The organism is Mycobacterium cajalii (assembly GCF_045809005.2).
Classification (GTDB): Bacteria; Actinomycetota; Actinomycetes; order Mycobacteriales; family Mycobacteriaceae; genus Mycobacterium.
This window is the reverse complement of the sequence record NZ_CM141436.1, coordinates 319,760-340,172: the sequence shown is the minus strand read 5'-3', so window position 1 is coordinate 340,172 and position 20,413 is coordinate 319,760. Positions and strand designations below refer to the sequence as shown.

Annotated in this window: 19 protein-coding genes; 4 read left to right on the top strand and 15 right to left on the bottom strand. The window is 69.0% G+C overall.

The annotated features are described in order from the left end of the window. Positions 1-244 precede the first annotated feature (244 nt). Complete coding sequence (locus tag ACJ512_RS01695; RefSeq protein WP_407684867.1) at positions 245-1,084, bottom strand: alpha/beta hydrolase; 840 nt, start codon at positions 1,082-1,084, stop codon at positions 245-247. A 68-nt stretch (positions 1,085-1,152) separates the two neighbouring features. Beyond that, a complete protein-coding gene (locus ACJ512_RS01690; RefSeq protein ID WP_407684868.1) occupies positions 1,153-1,434 on the bottom strand; it encodes a hypothetical protein in 282 nt (93 codons plus the stop codon). A 175-nt stretch (positions 1,435-1,609) separates the two neighbouring features. Between ACJ512_RS01690 and ACJ512_RS01685 the strand changes: the two genes are divergently transcribed. Then, the gene (locus tag ACJ512_RS01685; protein WP_407684869.1) at positions 1,610-3,031 is read left to right on the top strand and encodes an alpha/beta hydrolase domain-containing protein; all 1,422 of its coding nucleotides are present in this window, start codon (positions 1,610-1,612) and stop codon (positions 3,029-3,031) included. On the opposite strand, the gene ACJ512_RS01680 is transcribed toward ACJ512_RS01685, so the two are convergent. Beyond that, on the bottom strand, positions 2,934-4,088 hold the full coding sequence (locus ACJ512_RS01680; protein ID WP_407684870.1) for an NAD(P)H-dependent amine dehydrogenase family protein: 1,155 nt from the start codon (positions 4,086-4,088) through the stop codon (positions 2,934-2,936). The two genes, ACJ512_RS01685 and ACJ512_RS01680, sit on opposite strands and share 98 nt — an antisense overlap. A 61-nt stretch (positions 4,089-4,149) precedes the next feature. On the opposite strand from ACJ512_RS01680, the gene ACJ512_RS01675 reads away from it, so the two are divergent. From ACJ512_RS01675 to ACJ512_RS01665, 3 genes are read left to right on the top strand one after another with little or no spacing between them, the layout of a single operon-like run. Beyond that, the gene (locus ACJ512_RS01675; protein WP_407684871.1) at positions 4,150-5,016 is read left to right on the top strand and encodes a MarR family transcriptional regulator; all 867 of its coding nucleotides are present in this window, start codon (positions 4,150-4,152) and stop codon (positions 5,014-5,016) included. A gap of 31 nt (positions 5,017-5,047) precedes the next feature. Continuing rightward, positions 5,048-6,454: a YhgE/Pip domain-containing protein gene (locus tag ACJ512_RS01670; protein WP_407684872.1), complete on the top strand. Its 1,407-nt coding sequence runs from the start codon at positions 5,048-5,050 to the stop codon at positions 6,452-6,454. A 56-nt stretch (positions 6,455-6,510) separates the two neighbouring features. Beyond that, positions 6,511-7,644 (top strand): phosphodiester glycosidase family protein, encoded by a 1,134-nt coding sequence (locus ACJ512_RS01665; protein WP_407684873.1) that lies wholly within the window; start codon positions 6,511-6,513, stop codon positions 7,642-7,644. 11 nt (positions 7,645-7,655) lie between these two features. On the opposite strand, the gene ACJ512_RS01660 is transcribed toward ACJ512_RS01665, so the two are convergent. The 12 genes from ACJ512_RS01660 to ACJ512_RS01605 form a co-directional block, all read right to left on the bottom strand. Next, on the bottom strand, positions 7,656-8,345 hold the full coding sequence (locus ACJ512_RS01660; RefSeq protein WP_407684874.1) for an Mce protein: 690 nt from the start codon (positions 8,343-8,345) through the stop codon (positions 7,656-7,658). Next, complete coding sequence (locus tag ACJ512_RS01655) at positions 8,312-8,866, bottom strand: mammalian cell entry protein (RefSeq protein WP_407684875.1); 555 nt, start codon at positions 8,864-8,866, stop codon at positions 8,312-8,314. Before ACJ512_RS01655 ends, ACJ512_RS01660 begins: the two co-directional genes overlap by 34 nt. Beyond that, positions 8,863-9,822 (bottom strand): RDD family protein, encoded by a 960-nt coding sequence (locus tag ACJ512_RS01650; protein WP_407684876.1) that lies wholly within the window; start codon positions 9,820-9,822, stop codon positions 8,863-8,865. The genes ACJ512_RS01655 and ACJ512_RS01650 overlap by 4 nt, the downstream gene beginning before the upstream one ends. Then, the gene (locus ACJ512_RS01645) at positions 9,819-10,481 is read right to left on the bottom strand and encodes an Mce protein (RefSeq protein ID WP_407684877.1); all 663 of its coding nucleotides are present in this window, start codon (positions 10,479-10,481) and stop codon (positions 9,819-9,821) included. The genes ACJ512_RS01650 and ACJ512_RS01645 overlap by 4 nt, the downstream gene beginning before the upstream one ends. Beyond that, complete coding sequence (locus tag ACJ512_RS01640) at positions 10,451-12,001, bottom strand: virulence factor Mce family protein (RefSeq protein ID WP_407684878.1); 1,551 nt, start codon at positions 11,999-12,001, stop codon at positions 10,451-10,453. The genes ACJ512_RS01645 and ACJ512_RS01640 overlap by 31 nt, the downstream gene beginning before the upstream one ends. Beyond that, positions 11,995-13,155 (bottom strand): virulence factor Mce family protein, encoded by a 1,161-nt coding sequence (locus ACJ512_RS01635; RefSeq protein WP_407684879.1) that lies wholly within the window; start codon positions 13,153-13,155, stop codon positions 11,995-11,997. The genes ACJ512_RS01640 and ACJ512_RS01635 overlap by 7 nt, the downstream gene beginning before the upstream one ends. Positions 13,156-13,271: 116 nt before the next feature. Then, complete coding sequence (locus ACJ512_RS01630) at positions 13,272-14,846, bottom strand: virulence factor Mce family protein (protein WP_407684880.1); 1,575 nt, start codon at positions 14,844-14,846, stop codon at positions 13,272-13,274. Next, positions 14,843-16,408, bottom strand: coding sequence for a virulence factor Mce family protein (locus ACJ512_RS01625; protein ID WP_407684881.1), 1,566 nt, complete (start codon positions 16,406-16,408; stop codon positions 14,843-14,845). The genes ACJ512_RS01630 and ACJ512_RS01625 overlap by 4 nt, the downstream gene beginning before the upstream one ends. Then, positions 16,405-17,445, bottom strand: a complete 1,041-nt coding sequence (locus tag ACJ512_RS01620) for a virulence factor Mce family protein (protein WP_407684882.1) — start codon at positions 17,443-17,445, stop codon at positions 16,405-16,407. The genes ACJ512_RS01625 and ACJ512_RS01620 overlap by 4 nt, the downstream gene beginning before the upstream one ends. Beyond that, positions 17,442-18,743, bottom strand: a complete 1,302-nt coding sequence (locus ACJ512_RS01615) for an MCE family protein (RefSeq protein ID WP_407684883.1) — start codon at positions 18,741-18,743, stop codon at positions 17,442-17,444. Before ACJ512_RS01615 ends, ACJ512_RS01620 begins: the two co-directional genes overlap by 4 nt. 5 nt (positions 18,744-18,748) lie before the next feature. Further along, entirely contained in the window at positions 18,749-19,618 is an 870-nt protein-coding gene (locus ACJ512_RS01610; RefSeq protein WP_407684884.1) for an MlaE family ABC transporter permease, read from the bottom strand. A 1-nt stretch (position 19,619) separates the two neighbouring features. Continuing rightward, the gene (locus ACJ512_RS01605) at positions 19,620-20,375 is read right to left on the bottom strand and encodes an MlaE family ABC transporter permease (RefSeq protein ID WP_407684996.1); all 756 of its coding nucleotides are present in this window, start codon (positions 20,373-20,375) and stop codon (positions 19,620-19,622) included. Between the last annotated feature and the right edge of the window lie 38 nt (positions 20,376-20,413).

The following is a 20,413-nucleotide window of genomic DNA, read 5'->3' as shown; positions in this document are numbered from 1 at the left end:
CTGCATCGTCGACGGCGCGAGTCATGGGCGCCACTCTCCCCCTCGCCGCTTCGCGGCTGGGAGGTGCCCCCACCTCATCGCTACGCTCTGCATCGTCGACGGCGCGAGTCATGGGCGCCACTCTCCCCCTCGCCGCTTCGCGGCTGGGAGGTGCCCCCACCTCATCGCTACGCTCTGCATCGTCGACGGCGCGAGTCATGGGCGCCAAACTACGGCAGCGGTACGACATTCCGCGTCCGGCCACTCACAGCCGCTGCAGAACCCAGGAGACCACGTCGCCGAGGACCCGGTCGCGCTCCGGTTCGTTGAAGACCTCGTGGTAGAGCCCCGGATAGACCTTCAACTCGACGTCGGCGGAGCCCGCGCACTCGACCAGGCGACGGCTGCCGGCGACGGGGATCAGCCGGTCGTCGGAACCGTGCACCACCAGCAGCGGCGCGGTCAGCGCGGGCGCTCGCTGCGGCATGGTCTCGCCGACGTGCACCAGTACCCGGCCGATCCCGGCAGGGACCTTTCCGTGGTACACCAGCGGATCGTCCTTGTAGGCCGCCACCACCGCCGGGTCGCGCGAGATGGCGTCGACGTCGAGTTCCTGCACCGGCAGGCCGGGCACGAGGACGCCGAGCACCTTGGCGGCCAGCACCAGCAGGGGCGACAGCTGGTCCTGGGCCGCGACCGCCGGACCCGACAGGACCATCAGGTCGTAGTTGTCCGGGCGTTCCACCCCGTAGGTGAACACGATCGCGCCGCCCATGCTGTGCCCGAGCACGACGCAGGCGAGGCCGGGGTGCTCCCGGGTCGCGATGCGGACCAGCGTGTCGAAGTCGCCGGTGTACTCGGACATGTCGCGCACCAGCACCCGCTTGCCGCCCGAGCGGCCGTGGCCGCGGTGGTCGAGGGCGTAGGTGACCAGGCCGGCGTCGCCGAAGCACTGCGCGACGTGGTCGTAGCGGCGGGCGTGCTCGCCGAGGCCGTGCGAGAGCACGACCACCGCTCGGGGGGAAGCGTCCGGCGTCCACAGGTCGTAGACGATGCGCACGCCCCCGACGCCGTCGAAATCTCGTTCGGTGCGGGTGGTAGCCATTACGGGCAGCGTAACGGCTCCGCGAGCAGACCTCTCGTCATCGCGCCGGTGCGCTGCGGACGGCCGGTTCAGTCGGTGGGTGACGGTTCGATCGCGCGGAGCAGTCGCTGCAGTCGGGACGCGTCGTCGCTGTGCGCATAGGCCCCGAGCCAGTCGGCGAGTTTGGCGATGAGCTCCGGCGGCAGGGACAGACCGCGCCGGGCAACGGTCTGCAGCACGATGCCGATCGCGGTGTCCGACTCGCCGGAACCGACGATGGCATAGATACGGGCGCGGTCGCCGTCGGCGAGCAGGGGGGCGATCGCATCGGCCAGTGCCCACGCGAGGTCGGATGCGTCCCAGTCGTTCATGTTCCTCGGGTGCGTTGTCGGGCAGTGGGCGTCCAGCAGGGACCACGCTAATCCGGACCCAGGTGCCGCTGAAGGGACCAAAGCCCCGAAAGCCATTGGCTTCCTCGTTTATAACGCGGACTTAACGAACACCCGGCCGGGCCGCGCCCCCGGGTCGCCGTTTAGGCTCGTGCGCGTGCGGCCGCTCACCGATTCCCCCCGCGTCACGTCCGTGCCCGGCAAGCCGCTGCTGCTGTTGGGGGCCTTCGACATCGCCGAGGTGGGCTGTGTGGCGGAGGAGTTCTTCGTCTCCGGCACGGCCTCGGCCTACCTTCCCACCGCTCCGCTGGGCCCGGACGGCCAATGGAGCGTAACCCCTTGTGAAACAGCCGATTACACGACCCGTTTGGTGGTCGTGACGCCCGCCGACCGGGCGCGGTTCAACGGGACGGTCCTGGTCGAATGGCTCAACGTGAGCGGTGGCATCGACGCGCCGGCCGTGTGGATGATGGCGCACCGCGAAATCGTGCGCGCGGGCTACGGTTACGTCGCGGTGTCGGCCCAGCGCGTGGGGGTCGAGGGAGGCGCCAGCATGCTGGGCGCGGACATGTCCCTGAAAAGCCAGGACCCCGCCCGGTACGCGCCCCTGCACCACCCCGGCGACGCCTTCTGCTACGACATCTTCTCCCAAGTCGCCGGACTCCTGGGCGACGGCCGCGACGGCGGCGGCGCCCAGGGCGTGCTGCGCGGGCTCGACGCCCGGCACGTGATCGCCGTGGGCGAGTCCCAGTCGGCCATGTTCCTGACGACCTATGTCAACGCCGTCGACCCGCTGGCCCGTGCCTACGACGGTTTTCTGGTGCACTCGCGCTTCGGGCCCGCGGCGCCGCTGGACGGCGGCTCGATCTTCGAGGACTCCGGCGGGTTGGCGGCGTCCCGGTTCCGCGCCGACCTGCGGGTCCCGCTCGTCGCGATCATCACCGAAACCGATCTTCTCGGCGGCGTCCGGCACGGGTATTACTTCGCGCGCCAGCCGGACACCGACCGGCTGCGGGTCTGGGAGATTCCCGGCGCCGCCCACGCCGACAACTACACGATCCAGGTGGCGCCGATCGATGACGGCAGCGCACCGCTCGACGACCTGGTGGCGGCCTACGCCCCGACCCGCATGCTGATGGGCCGACGACTGGAGCACTACATCAACTTCGGGCCGCAGCACCATTACGTCGTGCAGGCGGCGCTGGACGCGTTGCACACCTGGGTGCGGACCGGCCGGCCCGCGGCGGCGGCCCCGCCCATCGAGGTGGTCGAAACCGAGTCGCCGGCGCCCGCCCTGGACGCCAACGGGCTCGCGCGCGGCGGCGTCAGGACCCCCTGGGTGGACGTGCCCACCGCGCGGACCTCCGGCGTCGGCTCTCAGGAGAGCGTCATGGCCGCGCTCTTCGGCTCGGGTGAGCCCTTCGACGCCGCCACGCTGCGCCGGCTGTACCCGGGCGGGGCCGGCCAGTACCTCGAGAGTTTCACCGCGGCGCTCGACGGTGCGATCGGCTCGGGGGTCGTCCTGGCCGCCGACCGCGACGAGATCCTGCGGTTGGCCGCCGCGACGTATCCGGTCTAAGAACAGCCGGCTGTCCGGCGGCGGCCGCGCACACCGCGGGGATCGCGTTGACCATCCGGGAGGCGCCGGCGATGCGCGCGCCCAGGTCGTGGTCGTGGTCCTCGGCCATCTCGAACTCGCACCGCATGCTCGGGGAACCCTCGATCTCGACGCGGTAGAGACCGCGTCCGGATGCGGGCCCGTAGCCCAGGTCCCTCGGGGGGATGGTGATGTGCGGCTGCGGCCAGTCTCCGGCGATGTCGTCGCGCATCCGGGTGACGTGGTCGAGGACGAAAGTCGGCATGCCACCGACGTATCCGGTCAGCGTCGAGCGCATCGCCGCGATCGTCCCGGCCGCGATGTGGCCGGTGGGGGTATCGAAGGACTCGGTGGCGGCGACGCGTTCGTTGTCCTCCTCGATGGTGTCGATCGTGACGCCGAGCCCGGCGGCGAGCTGGTGCAGGACGGGACCCCAGCCGAAGGTGAAGATGCCGGGCTGGGCCGCGAAGGCCTGGTACTCCGGCGGCTTGCCGAACCCGAGAATCTCGTAGACAGCCGAGCGGTCCGGGTAGGTGGCGTAGTTGAACATCTCGGTCACCCGGACCGACTCGATGACCCGCGACACACCGGTGAGAACCAGCGGCAGAACGTCATTGGCGAATCCCGAGTCGATGCCGGTGGTGAAGAACGACGCGCCGCCCTGCAGCGCCGCCTCCCGCAGCGGGCCGGTGAACGCGCCGTCGACCGCGTCGAGGAAGACCAGCGGCACCACCGAGCACGACACCACGTTCTTGCCGGCCCGCAGGATCGACACCATGTCCTCCACGGCCTCGAGCGGTCGCAGGTTGGCGCCGGCGGCGTAGACCACCACGTCGGCGCCGCCGGCGAGCATCGGGCCCGGGTCCCGGGTGGCCGCCACCCCGACCGGGGCGCTGCCGCACAGCTCACCCGCGTCGCGGCCCGCCTTGGCGTCGCTGTGCACGACGAGGTCGACCAATCGCAGCTGCGGGTGGTCGATGACACCCCGCAGGGCGATCACCCCCATCGAGCCCGGCCCCCAGACACCCACCTTGTACACCGTTTCTCCTATTATTAGGACGCACTTCCTCATATTTCGGACGGATGCTAGAAAGCCGCGCATGGATACGTCAACCGCCAAGTCACCGCCCACCGCGCGCGTGGTCGAGGTGCTTGCCACGCTGGCGGATTCGCCGGACGGGCGGACGTCGGCCGAGGTCGCGAAGGTCTGCGGGATCAGCACCTCGACCTGTGCGCTGGTACTCGCCGAGCTGGAACGGCGCGCATGGGTGACGCGCCGGGGGGATCGCCGCTACGCCCTGGGCAGCGGCCTGTTCGGGCTGGTGCACGGCCTGCGCCGGCAGTTCCCGTTGCTGGACCGCGGCCGTGCGGTGCTGACGCTCCTGCACGAGACCCTCGGTGCGGGGTGCTCGATGTCGAAGATCGGCGAGAAGCACCTGACCACCGTCGACGCCGTCGGCCACGGCACCGACGGTGAGCACGCCGTCGGCCAGCGCTTCCCCATCGACCCGCCGTTCGGGCTGGTCGCGATGGCCTGGCGGGACGACGAGTTCGTCCGAGCCTGGCTGCACCGGGTCATGCCGCGACTCGGCCGCGCCGAAATAGCCCAGCAGCAGCGGGTACTCGCCGACATCCGCGCCCGCGGCTACGGGGCGTGGCGCTTCGACGACACCCACCAGTCGCTGCACCACCGGCTGGCCGACGTGCTGGCGTCGCTGGAGCCGACGGCGCGGGTGACCCGGCAACTCACCACCCTGATGACGATGGTGACGCTGCAATCGGTCACCGACGTGCTGGAAACCGCCTTGACCACAACCGAATTCGTCGTGCTGCCGATCTTCGGGCAGCACGGCCAGCCGGAGTATCAGATCGAGATCCACCTCGGCCACCCCGTCGGCCTGACCCTGGATGCGCTGAACGACGCACTGCGCCAGGCCCAGCGATTGCTCACCGCCGGGGTGCCCTGACCTAGAGTGGGCAGGACGGACGGGAGCCCACATGTCTCAATCGCAGGCCAAGCACGCGGCGCCGAACCCTGATCGGAACATCAAGGCGCTTCGGACCGTACGGTTCTGGCTGGCACCGCTGCTGATCACGCTGGCGCTGATGTCGGCGCTGTGCGCGCTCTACCTCGGCGGCATCCTGAATCCGAGGACCAACCTGCGGGACTTCCCCATCGCGGTGGTCAACGAGGACGCCGGCCCGGCGGGCGCCCAGATAGCCGCCGGTCTGGTCGCGGGCCTGGACAACCGGAAGTTCGAGGTCCGGATCCTGTCCAGGCAGGAAGCCACCCAGCGGCTGGACCGGGCCCAGGTGTACGGCGAGGTGCTGATACCGCCGACCTTCTCCTCGAGCCTGCGCGAGTACGGCGCCAGTGCGGTCACGCCCACCCACGCGACCCGGCCGGTGATCACCGTCTCGACCAACCCGCGGGCGGGCACGCTGGGCGCCAGCATCGCCAACCAGACCCTGATCATGGCGATGGGGGTTGTGGAAGGCCAAGTAGGCCAACAGCTTACGGCCGACGTCGCGGCCCAGGCCGAGGGTGCGCCGCTCTCCGGCGCCTCGGCGGTGGGCCTCGCGAGCCCGATCGACGTCAAGTCGGTCGTGTACCACCCGCTGCCGAACGGCACCGGCAACGGGCTGTCGGCCTTCTACTACGCACTGCTGCTGCTGCTGGCCGGTTTCACCGGCAGCATCGTGGTCAACACCCTGGTGGACGCGCTGCTCGGCTACGTGCCGGCCGAGTTCGGGCCGGTGTACCGCTTCGCCGAGCAGGTCAAGATCTCACGCTTCCAGACGCTGCTGGTCAAGTGGGGGATCATGGTGCTGCTGGCGCTGCTCACGTCGGCGGCTTACCTGGCGATCGCCCATGGGCTCGGCATGCCCATCGACCTCGGCTGGCAACTGTGGGCGTATGGAGCGTTCGCGATCGCCGCGGTGGGCGTCACGTCGACGTCGTTGCTCTCGGTGCTGGGGACGATCGGCCTGCTGGTCGGCCTGTTGATCTTCGTGTTCCTCGGACTGCCGTCGGCCGGCGCCACGGTCCCGCTGGAGGCGGTGCCGCCGTTTTTCCGCTGGCTGGCCGATTTCGAGCCGATGCACCAGGTGTTCCTGGGCACGCGGTCGCTGCTGTATCTCGCCGGTGACGCCGATGCCGGTCTGTCCCAGGCTTTGTGGAAGACCGGTATCGGCCTGGCTATCGGCCTGTTGCTGGGCGGCGTCGTCACCCACCTCTACGACCGCAAGGGCTTTCACCGCATCCACGGGGCGGTGGAGATGGCGATCGCCATGGAACACCAGGCCCAGCACCAGGCGCGGCAACGGCCCCGGGGGGACAAGCCGGCGACCGCGCCGGACGGCGTGGGGGCCGACGCACCCGAAAGCTCAAGCGAGGAAACGTAATTCGGGCGCGACCCAACCGTCACCCGCACGTGACTTAAGTTGACAGTGCGGCTGGTGTGACTGATGCTGTCAGTGCTGACGTTCACCTCAGGGCCGAAAGGGCTACCGTGCTGACACCGACCGGCGGCCTGCGCCGACTGGCGGTCTTGGGCGCCGCCGCGGTCGCGTGCGCCCTGGCGGCCGCCACCGCGGGACAGCCCGTCGCGCACGCCGCCGACGGGCGCGATCAACTGGCCAACGCGATCAACGCGACCAAGGGCACCTACCTGGTCTACAACTTCGGCGCCGGCCACCCCGCGCCGATGCTCAACGCCGCTGGCAGCTGGTACGAGATGAACAACGGCGGGCACCTGATGATCATCAAGAACGCCTCCGCGCGACTCACCCCACACCTGCTGGTCGACACCCATCGGGGCATCCAGGCATTGTGCGAACACAAACCGGGTGCCCGCGCCAGTGACGGATCGTGGCAGGCGTCCGAGCTGTACACGCCGCTGAACGCCTGGCAGCGCATGGGGCAGCCGACGATCGCGGTGAACGCCAACTTCTTTGACATCCGCTCGCAGCAGGCGGGCTCGTGGCGCCAGACCGGCTGCAGCTCACCGCTGGGCGCCTTCGTGGACAACACCCATGGGCTGGGCCGCGCCAACCAGCCGATCACCGGCAACGCGGCCTACCCCGGTAAGCCGGCCCTGTCGAACGGCGACGGGGTGTGGACCGCGCTGACGACGATGGTCCTGCCCGCCGGTCGTGCACCCTTTGTGGTGGCGCCCAGGAGCAAGCAGGATTACGACGCCGCTTCCCCGGTGATCAACGACCTGCTCAACAAGAACGAGAGGTTCGTCGCGGTGTCCGGGCTCGGGCTGCTGGCCCCGGGGGACACCGGCCAGTTGCACGATCCCGGTCCCAGCGCGGCGCGAACCGCCCTTGCCTATGCGCGGCAGAAGGACGAGATGTACGTCTTCGAGGGGGGCAGCTACACACCGGACAACATGCAGGACCTGTTCCGCGGCCTGGGCAGCGACACGGCGATCCTGCTCGACGGCGGCGGATCGTCGGCCATCGTGCTGCGCCGCGACACCGGGGGCATGTGGGCCGGCGCGGGTTCGCCGCGGGGTTCCTGCGACACCCGGCAGGTGCTGTGCGACTCCCACGAACGGGCGCTGCCCAGCTGGCTCGCGTTCAACTAACCGGCGCCGCGCTACACGTGCGGTGTCAGGTCCAGCGAGGTGATGGTCGTCATCCTGGTCACCAGCCAGTGCCCGCCGGTGCGCTTCATGAACAACCGGTAGGACAGGTACTTCAGCGCCGGGATGTTCTTGGTCAGCGGGCTGGTCGACGTGGTGTTCGTGTAGACGATGACGACGGCGTTGGGACCCTCCAGCGATTCGACCGCCGCGCCGGTGACCTCGGTGCTGTTGGTCACCTTGGCCTGCTTGTTGGGGGCCACGATCGCGTCGACGAACTTGCGGTACTGGGCCTCGAAATCGCCGCTGAGGTAGCGCGACGCGCGATCGGCGAGGGAGCTCATGTTCTCCGGCGTGTAGGTCCACAGCGTGGTGATCGCGTTGGCCGCGGTCCGCGCCACCTCGATCTTGGTGGCGGCGGTCGCGCGGTCGGTCAGGTAGGGCTGCACCGCCGCCCCGGCGAACGCGGCGGACCCGACGAACAGCAACGCCGCGACCGCGACGGCGGCGGCAAGGCGCCTGCCGGCCGGACGCCTGGTCCGGACGGGGCCCTCCGGGGCGCCGTCTTCGAGGGCCGTCGCCTCCTCGCCGGCGGGCTCGGCGTCCGCGGCGGGCTCGACAGCGCCCGCATCGGCGGTCTCGTCGGGCTCGACAGCGCCCGCATCGGCGGTCAGATCACCTGAGCCAGGTTGCTGATCTTCCACTGATTCCCTTCCTGCTTCGCGGTTGCCGTCCACCGGTTCGTGTTCTCGATCACTTGCTTCTCGTCCGGGCTCTTGGAGGTCACCGCGGTGGCCACCATCACGTTGGCGCTGCCGTCGTCGTTCCAGCGTTCCACGCCGGCGTCGAGCACGGTGCCGGTGGCCGGTTCGGCGCGGGCCACCTGCAGCAGGATGTTGTTCGCGTTCTCCTTGTACTGCTTGGCGAATTCCCCGGTCGCCTGGGCCAGTATCCGCGACACGTAGTCGTTGGCGTGGAAGGGGTCGATGGAGGTGAACTGCGTCATGAAGCCGGTCACGTAGCCGAGCACCGCGCGGTCCCTGGACGCGGCGCGCTCGTGGTGTTCGTGGGAGACCAGCATCAGGCTGCACACCGCGATCGCGGCCGCCGTCAGCAGCGCGGCGATCGCCGCGGCGACCGGTAGGCCCCAGGGTCGCGGCCCCGGCGCCGGGCGCCCGACCAGCAACGGCGCCTCGCCGGGATGAAACCTCTTGCGTGGGCTCACTTTTCGCTCCCGGGCGGTTTGGGTTTGGTCAGCACGGTGAGGTCGTCGACGCGCCAGTCGCCCCCCTTGGCTTTGGCGAAACTCACCCGCACGGTCGCGGTGATGTACCGCTCGTCGGGGCTGGCGCCGCGTCGGCCCTGCATGAAGAGCAGCATCGTCGCCCGGTCCGGGCTCGCGGACTGGATCGAGCTGTCGGTCACCCAGTATTCGTTGATCACGGGATGGCCCTTCTCCACGACCTCCTGCTGCTTGGCGAGCTTGTCCCGGTAGCTGTCGGTGGCCAGCGAACGGGCGCGCGCGAAGTCGTCGTGCAGCGACTTCGGGTCGTAGGTCAGCATCTGTGCGACGATCTTCGGCCCCTGGATCGCGAGCTGGGCCACGGTCCGATCGGTCGCGCGTTCGCGGGAGTACACCAGCACGTAGCCGGCCGCCGACCCCGCCAGGCAGACCGCCGCCGCGGCGAGCACCGTCACCGCGGTCCACCTCCGCAGTGCGCGCCGATCCGTCTCGACCTGCCGCACCTCGGTGCGCAGCACCATGTCGGCGAACGTGCGGCGCCGGGAGTCCCACAGCGGCCACAGCCATCCCACCACCGAGACCGAGTCGAGCAGGTGGGCCAGATCCCGCAGCAGCAGCGCCCACGCCGTCGGCGCGTCGCCGTCCGGGCGGGCCACCGCGATCCCGCACACGCCACGGCCCAGGCTCCAGCCGGTGACGGCCGGCAGCACCCACCGGTTGACCGCCGTCGCCAGGATCGCCAGGCCGCCGACCGACAGCCACAGCCACCACCACACGGGGTGCTCACGGACGGTGATGGCCACCAGCGCCGACGTCGTCGTCACCGCGGCGCCCGGAACGACGTCCACCGCGATCGCGCACGCGCGAATGTGCCACGGCGCCAACGGGTTCACCGGTGACACCGCCGTGGTGGGAGTTTCCTCGACCACCACCGTCACTTGGTCACCTGGTCGAGCTTGGAGATCTTGTACTGGCCCTCGGCCAGCGCCATCTTCACCCGCAGCCGGTAGCCGGTCTCGTTCTGCGTCTCGTCGGTGACGACCTTGACGCGCATCGCGACCAGCACGTCGACCGAGCCGTCCTTGTTGGTGCGCTCCACGGCCGCCCGCACGTCCGAGACCTGCACGTGGACGTTCGCGGCCTGATACGCCTGCACCAGCATGCTGGTGTACAGCAGGGCCTGCGACCGGAAGGCGTCGGTGCCGCAGTCGATGATCTTCTGCTCGCTCGCCGCCATCGCGTTGGGGTCCGGCGCCTGCGTCGCCGACACGCACTCCACCGCCGCCTTCAGCGCGGCCGCGTCCTCGCGGGCGATGGCCAGGGCCTCCCGGTGGAAACGCAACGCGAAATAACCGCCGGCCCCGACGGCGCCGGCGCACACGAGCAGCAGCGCGACGATGCCGGCCACCCAGCCCCGGCCCAGCCGCGACGGGCCGCGCGGCACCTGGTCATCGGCGGGCGCCGCCGAGTCCTCGGGGGCGTCCTGATCGGCTTCGGAAGCCTCGGATTCCGGGGCGTCGTCGGTCATGTCCTGGGTGCGCGACGAGTCGTCCGCGTCGGTGGGGTTCAGCCGGCTGGTGCCAGCATCTCCTTCCATCCGTCGTCTCCTGTTTTGGTCGAGTTTTCGACGGAGTACTTGACTCCGTCGGGCCCTACCAGTTCGCCGCTCTGGGGACTGTAGACCGCCGAGGGTGGCCCGCCCGGAGTGTAGACGCACGGGTTGGGCTGCTGCCCGTTGCACTCCACCGAACCGGTCCCGGGCCGCGTCAGCGGGTCACTGGTAGGCGGGGGGGTGCCGGCTACGTGGTCCGACGGCGCCGGGTTCAGGCCGTTGTTGACCGTCGGCGCCGGGATCACCATGCCCGGTTTGACCGGCTGGTCGCAGCGGGCCGCGGGTGCTGGGCAGGTCAGGGTCTGGTTGGGGTCGCCGTACCAGGGGTTGGTTCCCGCGGGGACGTAGGGCTTGGGGTCGCGGCATTCCCGGGGCGTGGCGGCCCGCTTGCCGGGCACGTCGACACAGGGGATGTTGCGCGACCCGCGCACGCTGTTGGCCGGGGTGTCCATCGGGATCTTGCAGTACGTGCCCGACGGCAGCGGCTGCAGGCTGGTGTCGGCCGGGGACCGCCATTGCGACGCCGGGATGAAGCCGGTCAGGCACGGGGGTGGTTGGTTGATCGACAGCGCCAGGTCCAGGTCGGCCATGCCGGGGTTCGGCGCGGCGACCGCCTGGGCGATCGAGGCGCCCTGCGGCAGGAACACCAACACCTGCTCCACGCCGGCGTGGTACCGCTTGAGCAGGTCGAAGACGACCTCGAGGTTGGCCAGCGTCTGGGGTAGCGACTCCCGGACGTCGCCGAAGACCTCGTTGACCTGATCAGCGGTGGGCGCCGCCTGGCGCAACACGCTGCGCAGGCTCTGATCCTGCTGGGCGGTCTGCGCGGCCAGCTTGTTCAGGTTGTGTGCCCAGCGCTCGATCGCGTCCCCGGACTTGACCTGGCTGTCGATCAGCGGCCCGGAGTTCTGGATGATGTCGTTGACGTCGGTGATGTTGGTCTTGAAGTCTCCGACGATCGCCTGGGTGGAGTCGACCAGCCGCTGCAGGGCCGGGCCGAGGCCGCCGACCGACTGTGCGGTCTCGTCGAGCAGCTGGCTGATCTTGTCCTTGGGCAGCGCGGCCAGGCCCTTGTAGGCGGTGTCCAGCGCCGGCCCGATCGCGGCCGGCACAGTGCCCTTGGTGATCGTCTGCCCGGGCGCGAGGTACTTGCCGGGGTGGCCGGTCGACACGAGGTCCAGGTACTGCTCACCGACCGCCGACACCGAGTGCACGTTGGCGACGGCGTCGACCGGGATCTTGTAGCGACTGTCGATGCTCATCGTCGCGTGGGCGCCCCGCTCGGTGGGCTCGACGTCGGTGACCTTGCCGATCGTGATGCCGCGATAGGTCACGTTGGCCGTGGGATACAACCCGCCCGAGGAGGGTAGGTCGGCTTGCAGCGTGTACCGGCCGATGCCGACCAGGCTGGGGATCTGCAGGTAGTAGACACCCAGCACCAGCAGCGAGATCACCGTCATGATCCCGAACGCGACCAGTTGGCGTTTGACGAAGGGGGTCAGCAATTCCGGTCCCCCCTCTCCACCAGCGGCCCGCCGGGCGCGTCGTTCGGGTTCGGCGTGTAGCGGACGTCGGGGATCATCGTCTCGGGATCGCGCCCGAACGACTGCTCGAGAGCGCGCAGCGATCCCGACAGTCCGGTGCCGGTGAGGAACGCGTTGTCGATGGCGCTGTAGGTCAGGTCCAGCGTCAGCGAGATGTTGAGGTAGTCCCCGCGGAAGATCTTCGGCACCGTGTCGATGTCGAACGGCTGGGTCAGGATCAGCTTCAGCGCGCCGATCAGGTACGGCGAGCCCCGTCCCAGCTCCTTGAGCGGGCATTGCAGCGCCTGCAGGTCCTCGTGCAGCGGCCCGCGCGCCTCCGACAGGTACTGGTTGGCGGACTGGCTGAGCCGTCCCACCGCGTCGGTGGCGTCGATCAGCAGGTTCTTGGTGTCGGCGAAATGCTTGAGCAGCGGCGGGACGTCCGTCAGCACCCGGTCGAGGACGTCGGCGCGCCCGGCCACGTAGGCCAGCAGCCGGTTCGTCGAGTCGATCGCGTGGGTGATGTCGTGGCGCTGTTCGTCGAGCCGGGTGGTGAAGGTGTCCAGCTTGCCCAGGAACGAGCGGATCTGGTCACCGCGGCCGTTGAGGATGTTGTAGACCTCGTTCTGCAGCACCTCCAGGTTCGGAATGCCGCCCCCGCGCAGGATCAGCGCGAGGCTGGCCAGCGTCTGCTCGGTGGTGGGAAACGCCGACGAGTGCTTGAGCGGGATGGTGTCGCCGTCCTTCAGCAGCTGCGACGACGGGTTGGGCGGTGCGGCCAGCTCCACGTGCTGGGAGCCCAGCAGGGAGGTCTGCCCGATCTTGGCGGTGGCGTTCTTGGGCAGCTTGACGCTCTTGTCGATCCCGAGCGTCAGCGTGGCCACCCAGTTCTTCAGCTGGATCGCCCGGATGGACCCGACGTAGACGTCGGCGACCATCACCTTGCTGTTGCCGTTGATTGCCAGCGTGTCGGGCATCTGCACGTAGACGGTGTAGGAGTTCGCCCCGGTGCCCGGCCCGCCCGGGATTGCGACGTTGGCGATCCCCTTCCAGCCGCACGAGCTGAGCATCAGCGCGGCCACGCCCAGCGCGAGGGCCTGCCAGGAGCGGTGGCGGATCGCGCGCAGCGCGCTCATCGTTCCCCTCGGAACCCGACGATTCGGTGCACTCTTCGCGCGCAGCGCGCTCATCGTTCCCCTCGGAACCCGACGATTCGGTGCACTCTTCGCGCGCAGCGCGCTCATCGTTCCCCTCATTGGCCCAGCCCCGCGGCGACGGGCGCCGGTGTCGGCGCGACGGGACCCGGGACCACGCCCGGGCCCGGCGGCGGGGGCGGTATGGGCACCTGCGGCGCGTTGAGCCCTATCGGGGGCAGGATCGGGTTCTCGTCGTAGGCGTTCGGCGGCCCCGGCGGGGTCTGCAGGTCGGACTGGACCGGCGCGATGTCGGGGCCACCCATGAGTTCGGCCAGCGAGTCCGGGGTCAACAGCCCGGCCGTGACCGGCCCCACCTGTTGCCCTTGCATCCCGGGGGCCACGATCCAGCCCGGCTGGGTGTTGCGGTGCGACGTCGGCGTATCGGGCACCCAGATGCCCGGGACGGTGGTGTCCTTGTACCCGTCGGGCGGCTGCAGCCGCGGCTCGGAGTAGGCGACCTCCTTGGGCAGCACCTCGGCGGTGCTGAACAGGTTCAACCCGAACGGCGGGTAGTTGAACTTGATCGCGTCCAGGATCGGCGCGAGGTACTGCGCGCACAACTCGGCCGACTCCTGGTAGCCCAGCCGGCTGCCGGCCTGGATCGCGCTGCAGATGAACTGCATCGGGTTGGCGAAGTTGGAGATCGCGGTGACGGCGACGACCGATCCGTGCGACGGGTGATAGACCTGGTTGACGTTCGACAATGCGGTCGGACCGACGTGCAGGAAGGTCTCCAGCCCGTTGAGGGAATCCGGTTGCAGCAGCGTGTTCGTCACGGTCGCCAGGTTGTCGATGTCCTTGGCGAACACCTGCCGGTTCTGCTTCAGGTACGGGCGCACCGCGGCCAGCAGGCCGTCGAACTGCTGCACCGCGTTGGCCAGGGCCCCGTCGGAGCTGGCGAGCCGGGTGGTGAAGTCGGCCAGGTTCTGGTTCAGCGCGACGAACTGCTGGTCGTCGGCGTGCAGCGCGTTGACGAACAGCGCCAGGCTGCGCACCACCGCGAAGAAGTCGCCGCGGCCCTCGTTGAGCGCGGTCAACGCCTGCGACAGGCTGTTGAGCGTGGTGTTGAGCTGCTTGCCCTTGCCGGCCAGCCCGTCGGCGTAGGCCGTAATGACCTCGCCGAACGGCCCGGTCGGTTGCTCCTTGGTGGGGCCCAGCTTGGACACGATGTTGGTGACGCTGTCGCGCAGTTGATCCCATTCCACCGGCACCTGGGTGCGGTTCTCGGGGATCACCGCGTTGTCGGCCAGCACCGGGCCACCCTTGTAGGCCGGCTCCAGCTGGATCGCCCGCGAGGCCACCAGGGTCGGGTTGAGGATCACCGCGGAGGCGTTGGCCGGAACCTTGTACTTGTTCTCGTAGTGGAAGGTCACCTTCATCTTGTCGCCGGCCGGCTCGATCTTGTCGATCGACCCCACCTGCAGGCCCATGATCTGGACCTTGTCGCCGGGATAGAGGGCGTTGGCGTCGGGAAAATAGGCCACCACGGTGTTGTTGGTCAGCTTCTGGTACAGCCGGAAGCCGACGTACCCCGCGACCAGGGCCAGCATCACCACCAGCGACCCGATGATGACCGACGCCCGCGACAGCTTGGGCAGTCTCAGATTGCGGATGTCAAAGATGGTGCTCAATTCTGGCTACCTCCCCCCGCCGCACCGCTGCCGCCGGTGCCGCCGGGGTTGATGAACGGCGCCGGTAGTTGCTCGCCGGGCCCGGGCGGGGCCGGCGGTCCGGGCGGCAGGCCCGGGGCGAACGTCGACGGCGGCGGTACCGGGCCCGCCGGCGCGAGGTTCTCGGTGCGCGCGCCCGGCGGTGCCTGCGTCGGCAGCGGCACCGGGGTGCCGGGAACGTCCGGCGGCGGGTCACCGGGGCGTCCGGCGATCGGGATGCCCGGCGTGGGCGGCAGGCCGTCGGGGTTCGGCGCCGACGTCTGCACGTCGATCGGTGCCGGGAAGCCCGGGCCACCGAACGGTCCGGTGATCGCGCCCGCGCAGGGCAGCGGGTTGTCGGGCCGGGGCAACGCGTCGGCGGCCGGCGTATAGGAGCACGGCGAACCGGGCGGGACGGCCGGTCCCGGATGGTCCGGGGTGCCCTCGAGCACCGGGGGAGCCGGTGGTGGAGCGCCGTTGGCGAAGCGGGTGCCGTTGGGGTCGGGGAACCGGTAGGCCGGCAGCCCGGCGCTGCGCCAGAAGTTCTCCGGGTCGATGCCGCGCTTCTTGAACGCCGCGTCGACCCAGGGCTGAACGATCTGATACAGGGCCAGATTGTGCAGGACCACCTTGAAGAACGGTCCCGACGCGATGGCCTCATTCAGCGAGGGCAGGAAGTGGCCGACCTCGGTGAACCCCGTGGCGATGTCGTCTTTGCGCTGCACCAAAATGTCGCTGATCTGGTGAAGCTGTTCGAGCACGTGGTTGAGGTTGGGGTTGTCGTTGATCAGCCCCTTGACCTGCTCGGAGAAGGCCGCGATGTTGCCCAGCAGCGCGTTGATGGCCTGGCCGCGTTCGTTGAAGGCCGCCAGCAGTGTCTTGGTGTTGACCAACAGCCGGTCGACCTGCTCGCTGCGGTCACCCAGGACGCCGGCCACCTGGTTTGCCTGGGCCAGTAGGTGCTTGATCTGGTCGTCGCGCTTGCCGATGGTGTCGGAGAACTTGGCGACGCCGTCCAGCGCGGCGCTGAGGTGCGGGTAGGTCTGGTCGATGGTCTGCGACAGCACGTGCAGCGACGTCTTGACCGTGTCGATGTCCCAGCCGGAGGCGGCCTTGGTGACGTCGAAGAACGCGTCGTAGATCTGGTACGGGGTGGTGCTCTGGCCGATCGGCAGAGTGGACCCGGGCCGCAGCCGCTCCGAACCCCTCGTCTCGATTTCCATGATCTTTTTGCCGAGGATCGTGTCGGTCTTGATGGCCAGCCGGCTCTCGGTGCCGATGGTGTTGGTCCCGATCGAGAACTTCATCAGCACGTGGTCGCCGTCGATCTTCAGGCCCTCGACCTTGCCGACGTCCATGCCCGCGATGCGGACCTTGTCGCCGGTGCTGATGCCACCGGAATCGGTGAACTGCCCGTAGTAGCTGGGCCTGGCGAACAGCATCGGAACGCTGGTGAAGCTCTGGCCCACGCCGAGGACGAGCAGCATGACCAGGATGCCCATGAGGCCGATCCGGGGCCGGTTGGCGGGTTCGAGGCTTCTCATTGCGGGGTGCACCTCCCCGTCGGCTGCTGGAAGAGCCGGACCGTGCGGACCGGCCCGCCGGGCTGCAGCCCGTTGAGCTTGAGCGTGATGTCGCAGGCGTAGTAGTTCACGAAGTCCCCGTAGGAGCCGATGGCGCGTCCGATCATGTTCAGGGCCGTCGGCACCTTGTGCAGGTAGTCGTTCAGTTGCTCGCGCTGGTCGATGAGGGGCTGCTGGATCGCGTCCAGGTTGTTGAGGGTCTTGTGCAGCAGGGCACGGTCCTCGGCCAGCAGGTCGGCCACGGTTCCGGCGGCGTTGCTGATGTGCGCGGTCCCGCCGGCCAGCTGCTGGCGGTGGTCGTTGAGGCCGGTGATCAGCACCTCGAGGTTGTTGATCGTCTGGTCGAATTGCTGGCGGTGCCGGACCGTCGTGTCCAGGACGATGTTGAGGTTCTTGACCACCTCGCCGATCGCCTGGTCGCGCTCGCCGAGCTGCGACGTCAGTTGCGCGGTGTGGTCGAGGATGTCGTTGATGGTGCCGCCCTGACCCTGGAACACCGTGATCAGCGTGGTGGCGATGGTGTTGACCTTCTCCGGGTCCAGCGCCCGGAACAGGGGTTTGAATCCGCCGATCAGCGCGTCGAGGTCCAGTGCCGGCGACGTGCGCGACAGCGGGATGAACCCGCCGGGCGGCAGGACCTTCTCGGCGCCCTCGCCTGCGCCGCGTTTGAGTTCGAGGTAACGGTCACCGATCAGGTTCAGGTAGCGGATCTGCGCGGTCGTGGACTGATACAGCGGGATCGAGCGGTCGACGGCGAAGTCGACCCGCGCCCGCTTGCCGCCGTCGACCAGGTGCACCGAGCTGACCTTGCCGACCTCCACCCCGGAGGCCCGGACGAACTGGCCGGCCCGCAACCCGCTGATGTTGCTGAATTCGGCCGAATACCCGTATGTCCGGTCGAAGCGCATCTGGCCGAACACCACGATGATCATCGCGGTGAACAGCAGCAGCACCAACGAGAAGATGCCGAGTCGGACGAGGGTACCGGTGATTTTCATGGGTTGATCGTGTTATCCCCTACCTGGCGGCCCCAGACGTACTCGATCGCATACGGCGAACCGGTGTCGAGGTGGTTGTACGGTGCGATGCTGTTGCCGGTGTCCATGACCAGCTCGGGCGCCGGCCACAGGTCGCGGGTGATCTGCTGCCAGCAGCCCGGGGCGCCGCCCGGTCCCCCGTGAGCGTTCACCCGCGGCAGGTTCTCCGGGTACATGTAGGGATTGGGCGCGCCGCCGACCACGCCGGCGATGCCGCCCAGGCCCATCGTCAGCACGGCCGAGGCGACCAGCGACAGCGGGTTGAGCACCAACCCCAGCCCGGACAGCGCCTCGGTGTGGGTGTTCTGCGAGTAGCCGTTACCGCCGAGGAATGCGGCGACCTTGGGCTCCATGTCGTGGTAGTTGCGCAACGTGCAGTAGATCTCGGGGCTGTAGGTGTCCAGCAGCTGCGCGGTGGGCACCAGGTCCTTGGCCCCACGCGCCAGATACGGCCCGCCCTTGTCGAACAGCTCCGCACCGGTGTTACCAAAGCCCGCCGCCGACAGCAACGCCTGATCCAGGTCCTTCTGCTGGGCGTTGAGGGTGCGCGAGGTGATGACCGCGTTGCTCAGGAAATCGAACAGATCCGGCGAGGCGTTGGCATAGGTGTCGCCCAGATCCGCCAACTTCCGCACATCGTCGCGGATCTGGGGCATCTGCGGGTTCACGTCGTCGAGCACCGCGTTGCCCTTGACGATCGACTGCCCGAACTTCTCCCCCAGCCCCGAGAGCGCCTGCGCGGCCGCGCTCAAGGTCAGGTTCACCTTCACCGGATCCACCCGCTCGGCAAGCGAGGTGATCGTCTGGAACAACGTGTTGATCTCGGTCGTCACACCGCGCGCGTCGATCACCATCGACGGCGTGATCCGTTGCGGCGAAGGGTTTTTCGGCGTCGTCAACGACACGTACTTCCCACCGAACACCGTGGTCGCCTCGATGTTGGCGGTCACGTTGGCCGGGATCAGATGCAGATACCGCGGATAGACGTCCAAGGTGAACTTCGCCGCCGGCTTGCCGTCGTGCTGCGTCTCGGCGATGTCGGCCACCAAGCCGATCTGCACCCCGTTGTAGGTGACCTTCGACCCCGGATCCATCACCAGCCCCGCCCGCGAGGCCAGCATCGTCAACTTCGTCTTCGGCGTGAAATCACCGCGAAACTGCCCGTACACCAACGCGCCGGCCACCACGGCCGCGACCAGCACCGCCACCCCGGCCAGTTTGTAGGGCGGGTTGTGCGGCTTGTTGATCTGGGCGGGCATGGCGGCTACACCGTCAGCGCGAAGTTCGGGTTGACGCCGTAGAGCGCCAGCGCGGCCGACAACACGACAACCTGCACCGAGACCAGCGAGAAGCGCATCGACCGGCCGACGGCCTCGCCGACGCCGACCGGTCCGCCGCCGGCCTCATACCCGTAGAAGCAGTGGGTGATCATCACCACCGCGGTGATGATGATGGCCTCCAGGAACGACCAGAACACGTCGTCGGGGCGCAAGAAGGTACGGAAGTAATGCTCGTAGGTGCCGTGGGACTGCCCGTAGAACACCGTGGTGGTGATCTGGGGGGACAGGAACGACATGATCATCGCCAGCGAGTACAGCGGGATGATCACCACCAGCCCGGCCATGATCCGGGTGCTGGCCAGAAACGAGATCGACTTGATGCCCATCACTTCCAGGGCGTCGATCTCCTCGCTGATGCGCATGGCGCCGAGTTCCGCGGTCGCCCCGGCGCCGACGGTGGCCGCCATCGCGATGCCGGTCACCACCGGGGCGGCGATGCGCACGTTGATCAGCGCGGCGAAGAACCCGGTGAACGCCTCGACGCCGATGTTGCCCAGCGAAGCGAACCCCTGGATGGCGACCAGCGAGCTACCCGAGAGCGTCACGAAACCGACGATCGCCACCGTGCCGCCGATCACGGCCATCGCACCGGTCCCCATGCCGATCTGGGCGATCAGCCGCAGCGTCTCCTTGCGGTAGTTGCGCAGCGCGTGCGGCATGTGCCCGACGGCCTGGGCCCCGAACCATCCCATCTGCCCGATGTCGTCGACCGCGCGCCCGGCGGCCCCGCCGTAGCGGTTGAGGTTCTCCACCGCCCGCGGGAAGCGGGAGCGCAGCACAGCAGATGTCGACATGTCAGTGCCCCGTCCCGAACCGCACACCGATGGTGGTCAGCACCACGTTGACCGCGTACAACGCGACCACGCACAGCACCACCGTCTCGTTCACCGCGGTGCCCAGGCCCTTGGAGCCACCGCGCACGGTCAGCCCCCGGTAGCAGCCGACCAGTCCGGCGATCAGGCCGAACGTGGCCGCCTTGACGGTCGCGATGACCACCTCGGGCAGCCCGGTGATGGTGGTCAGCGTGGCCAGATATGCGCCCCCGGACACGTTCTGCAGGTAGACCCCGAACAGGTATCCGCCGACCAGGCCGACGGTGATCACCAGCCCGTTGAGCAGCGTGGCGACCAGGGTCGCGGCGATCACCCGCGGCACCACCAGGCGGTGGATCGGGTCGATGCCGAGCACCTCCATCGCGTCGATCTCCTCGCGGATGGTGCGGGCGCCCAGGTCCGCGCAGATCGCCGTCGACCCCGCGCCGGCCACCACCAGCACCGTGGTCAACGGGCCCAGCTGGGTGACCGCGCCGATCGCCGCGCCCGCCCCGGACAGGTCGGCCGCGCCGAACTGGGCCAGCAGAACGTTGAGGGTGAAGATCAGCAGCACGGTCAGCGGGATCGACACCATGATCGTCGGCAGGAACGCCACCCGCATGATGAACCAGCACTGCAGGACGAACTCACGCCACTGGAACGGCCAGCGGAACAAGGCCTGTCCGGTCAGCACGCACATCCGGAAGAATCCGCCGATCACCGTCATCGGCGTCTGCATCTGGTCGCGGAGGTAGCCGACCAGGTAGGTGCCGCGCC

Bases quoted from the DNA above. Each gene is read 5' to 3' on its own strand.
- ACJ512_RS01625 (WP_407684881.1), bottom strand. From the start codon at position 16,408: ATGAGAAGCCTCGAACCCGCCAACCGGCCCCGGATCGGCCTCATGGGC.
- ACJ512_RS01605 (WP_407684996.1), bottom strand. From the start codon at position 20,375: ATGCAGACGCCGATGACGGTGATCGGCGGATTCTTCCGGATGTGCGTG.
- ACJ512_RS01610 (WP_407684884.1), bottom strand. From the start codon at position 19,618: ATGTCGACATCTGCTGTGCTGCGCTCCCGCTTCCCGCGGGCGGTGGAG.
- ACJ512_RS01635 (WP_407684879.1), bottom strand. From the start codon at position 13,155: ATGAGCGCGCTGCGCGCGATCCGCCACCGCTCCTGGCAGGCCCTCGCG.
- ACJ512_RS01670 (WP_407684872.1), top strand. From the start codon at position 5,048: ATGTCTCAATCGCAGGCCAAGCACGCGGCGCCGAACCCTGATCGGAAC.
- ACJ512_RS01690 (WP_407684868.1), bottom strand. From the start codon at position 1,434: ATGAACGACTGGGACGCATCCGACCTCGCGTGGGCACTGGCCGATGCG.
- ACJ512_RS01695 (WP_407684867.1), bottom strand. From the start codon at position 1,084: ATGGCTACCACCCGCACCGAACGAGATTTCGACGGCGTCGGGGGCGTG.
- ACJ512_RS01645 (WP_407684877.1), bottom strand. From the start codon at position 10,481: ATGGAAGGAGATGCTGGCACCAGCCGGCTGAACCCCACCGACGCGGAC.
- ACJ512_RS01675 (WP_407684871.1), top strand. From the start codon at position 4,150: ATGGATACGTCAACCGCCAAGTCACCGCCCACCGCGCGCGTGGTCGAG.
- ACJ512_RS01620 (WP_407684882.1), bottom strand. From the start codon at position 17,445: ATGAAAATCACCGGTACCCTCGTCCGACTCGGCATCTTCTCGTTGGTG.
- ACJ512_RS01615 (WP_407684883.1), bottom strand. From the start codon at position 18,743: ATGCCCGCCCAGATCAACAAGCCGCACAACCCGCCCTACAAACTGGCC.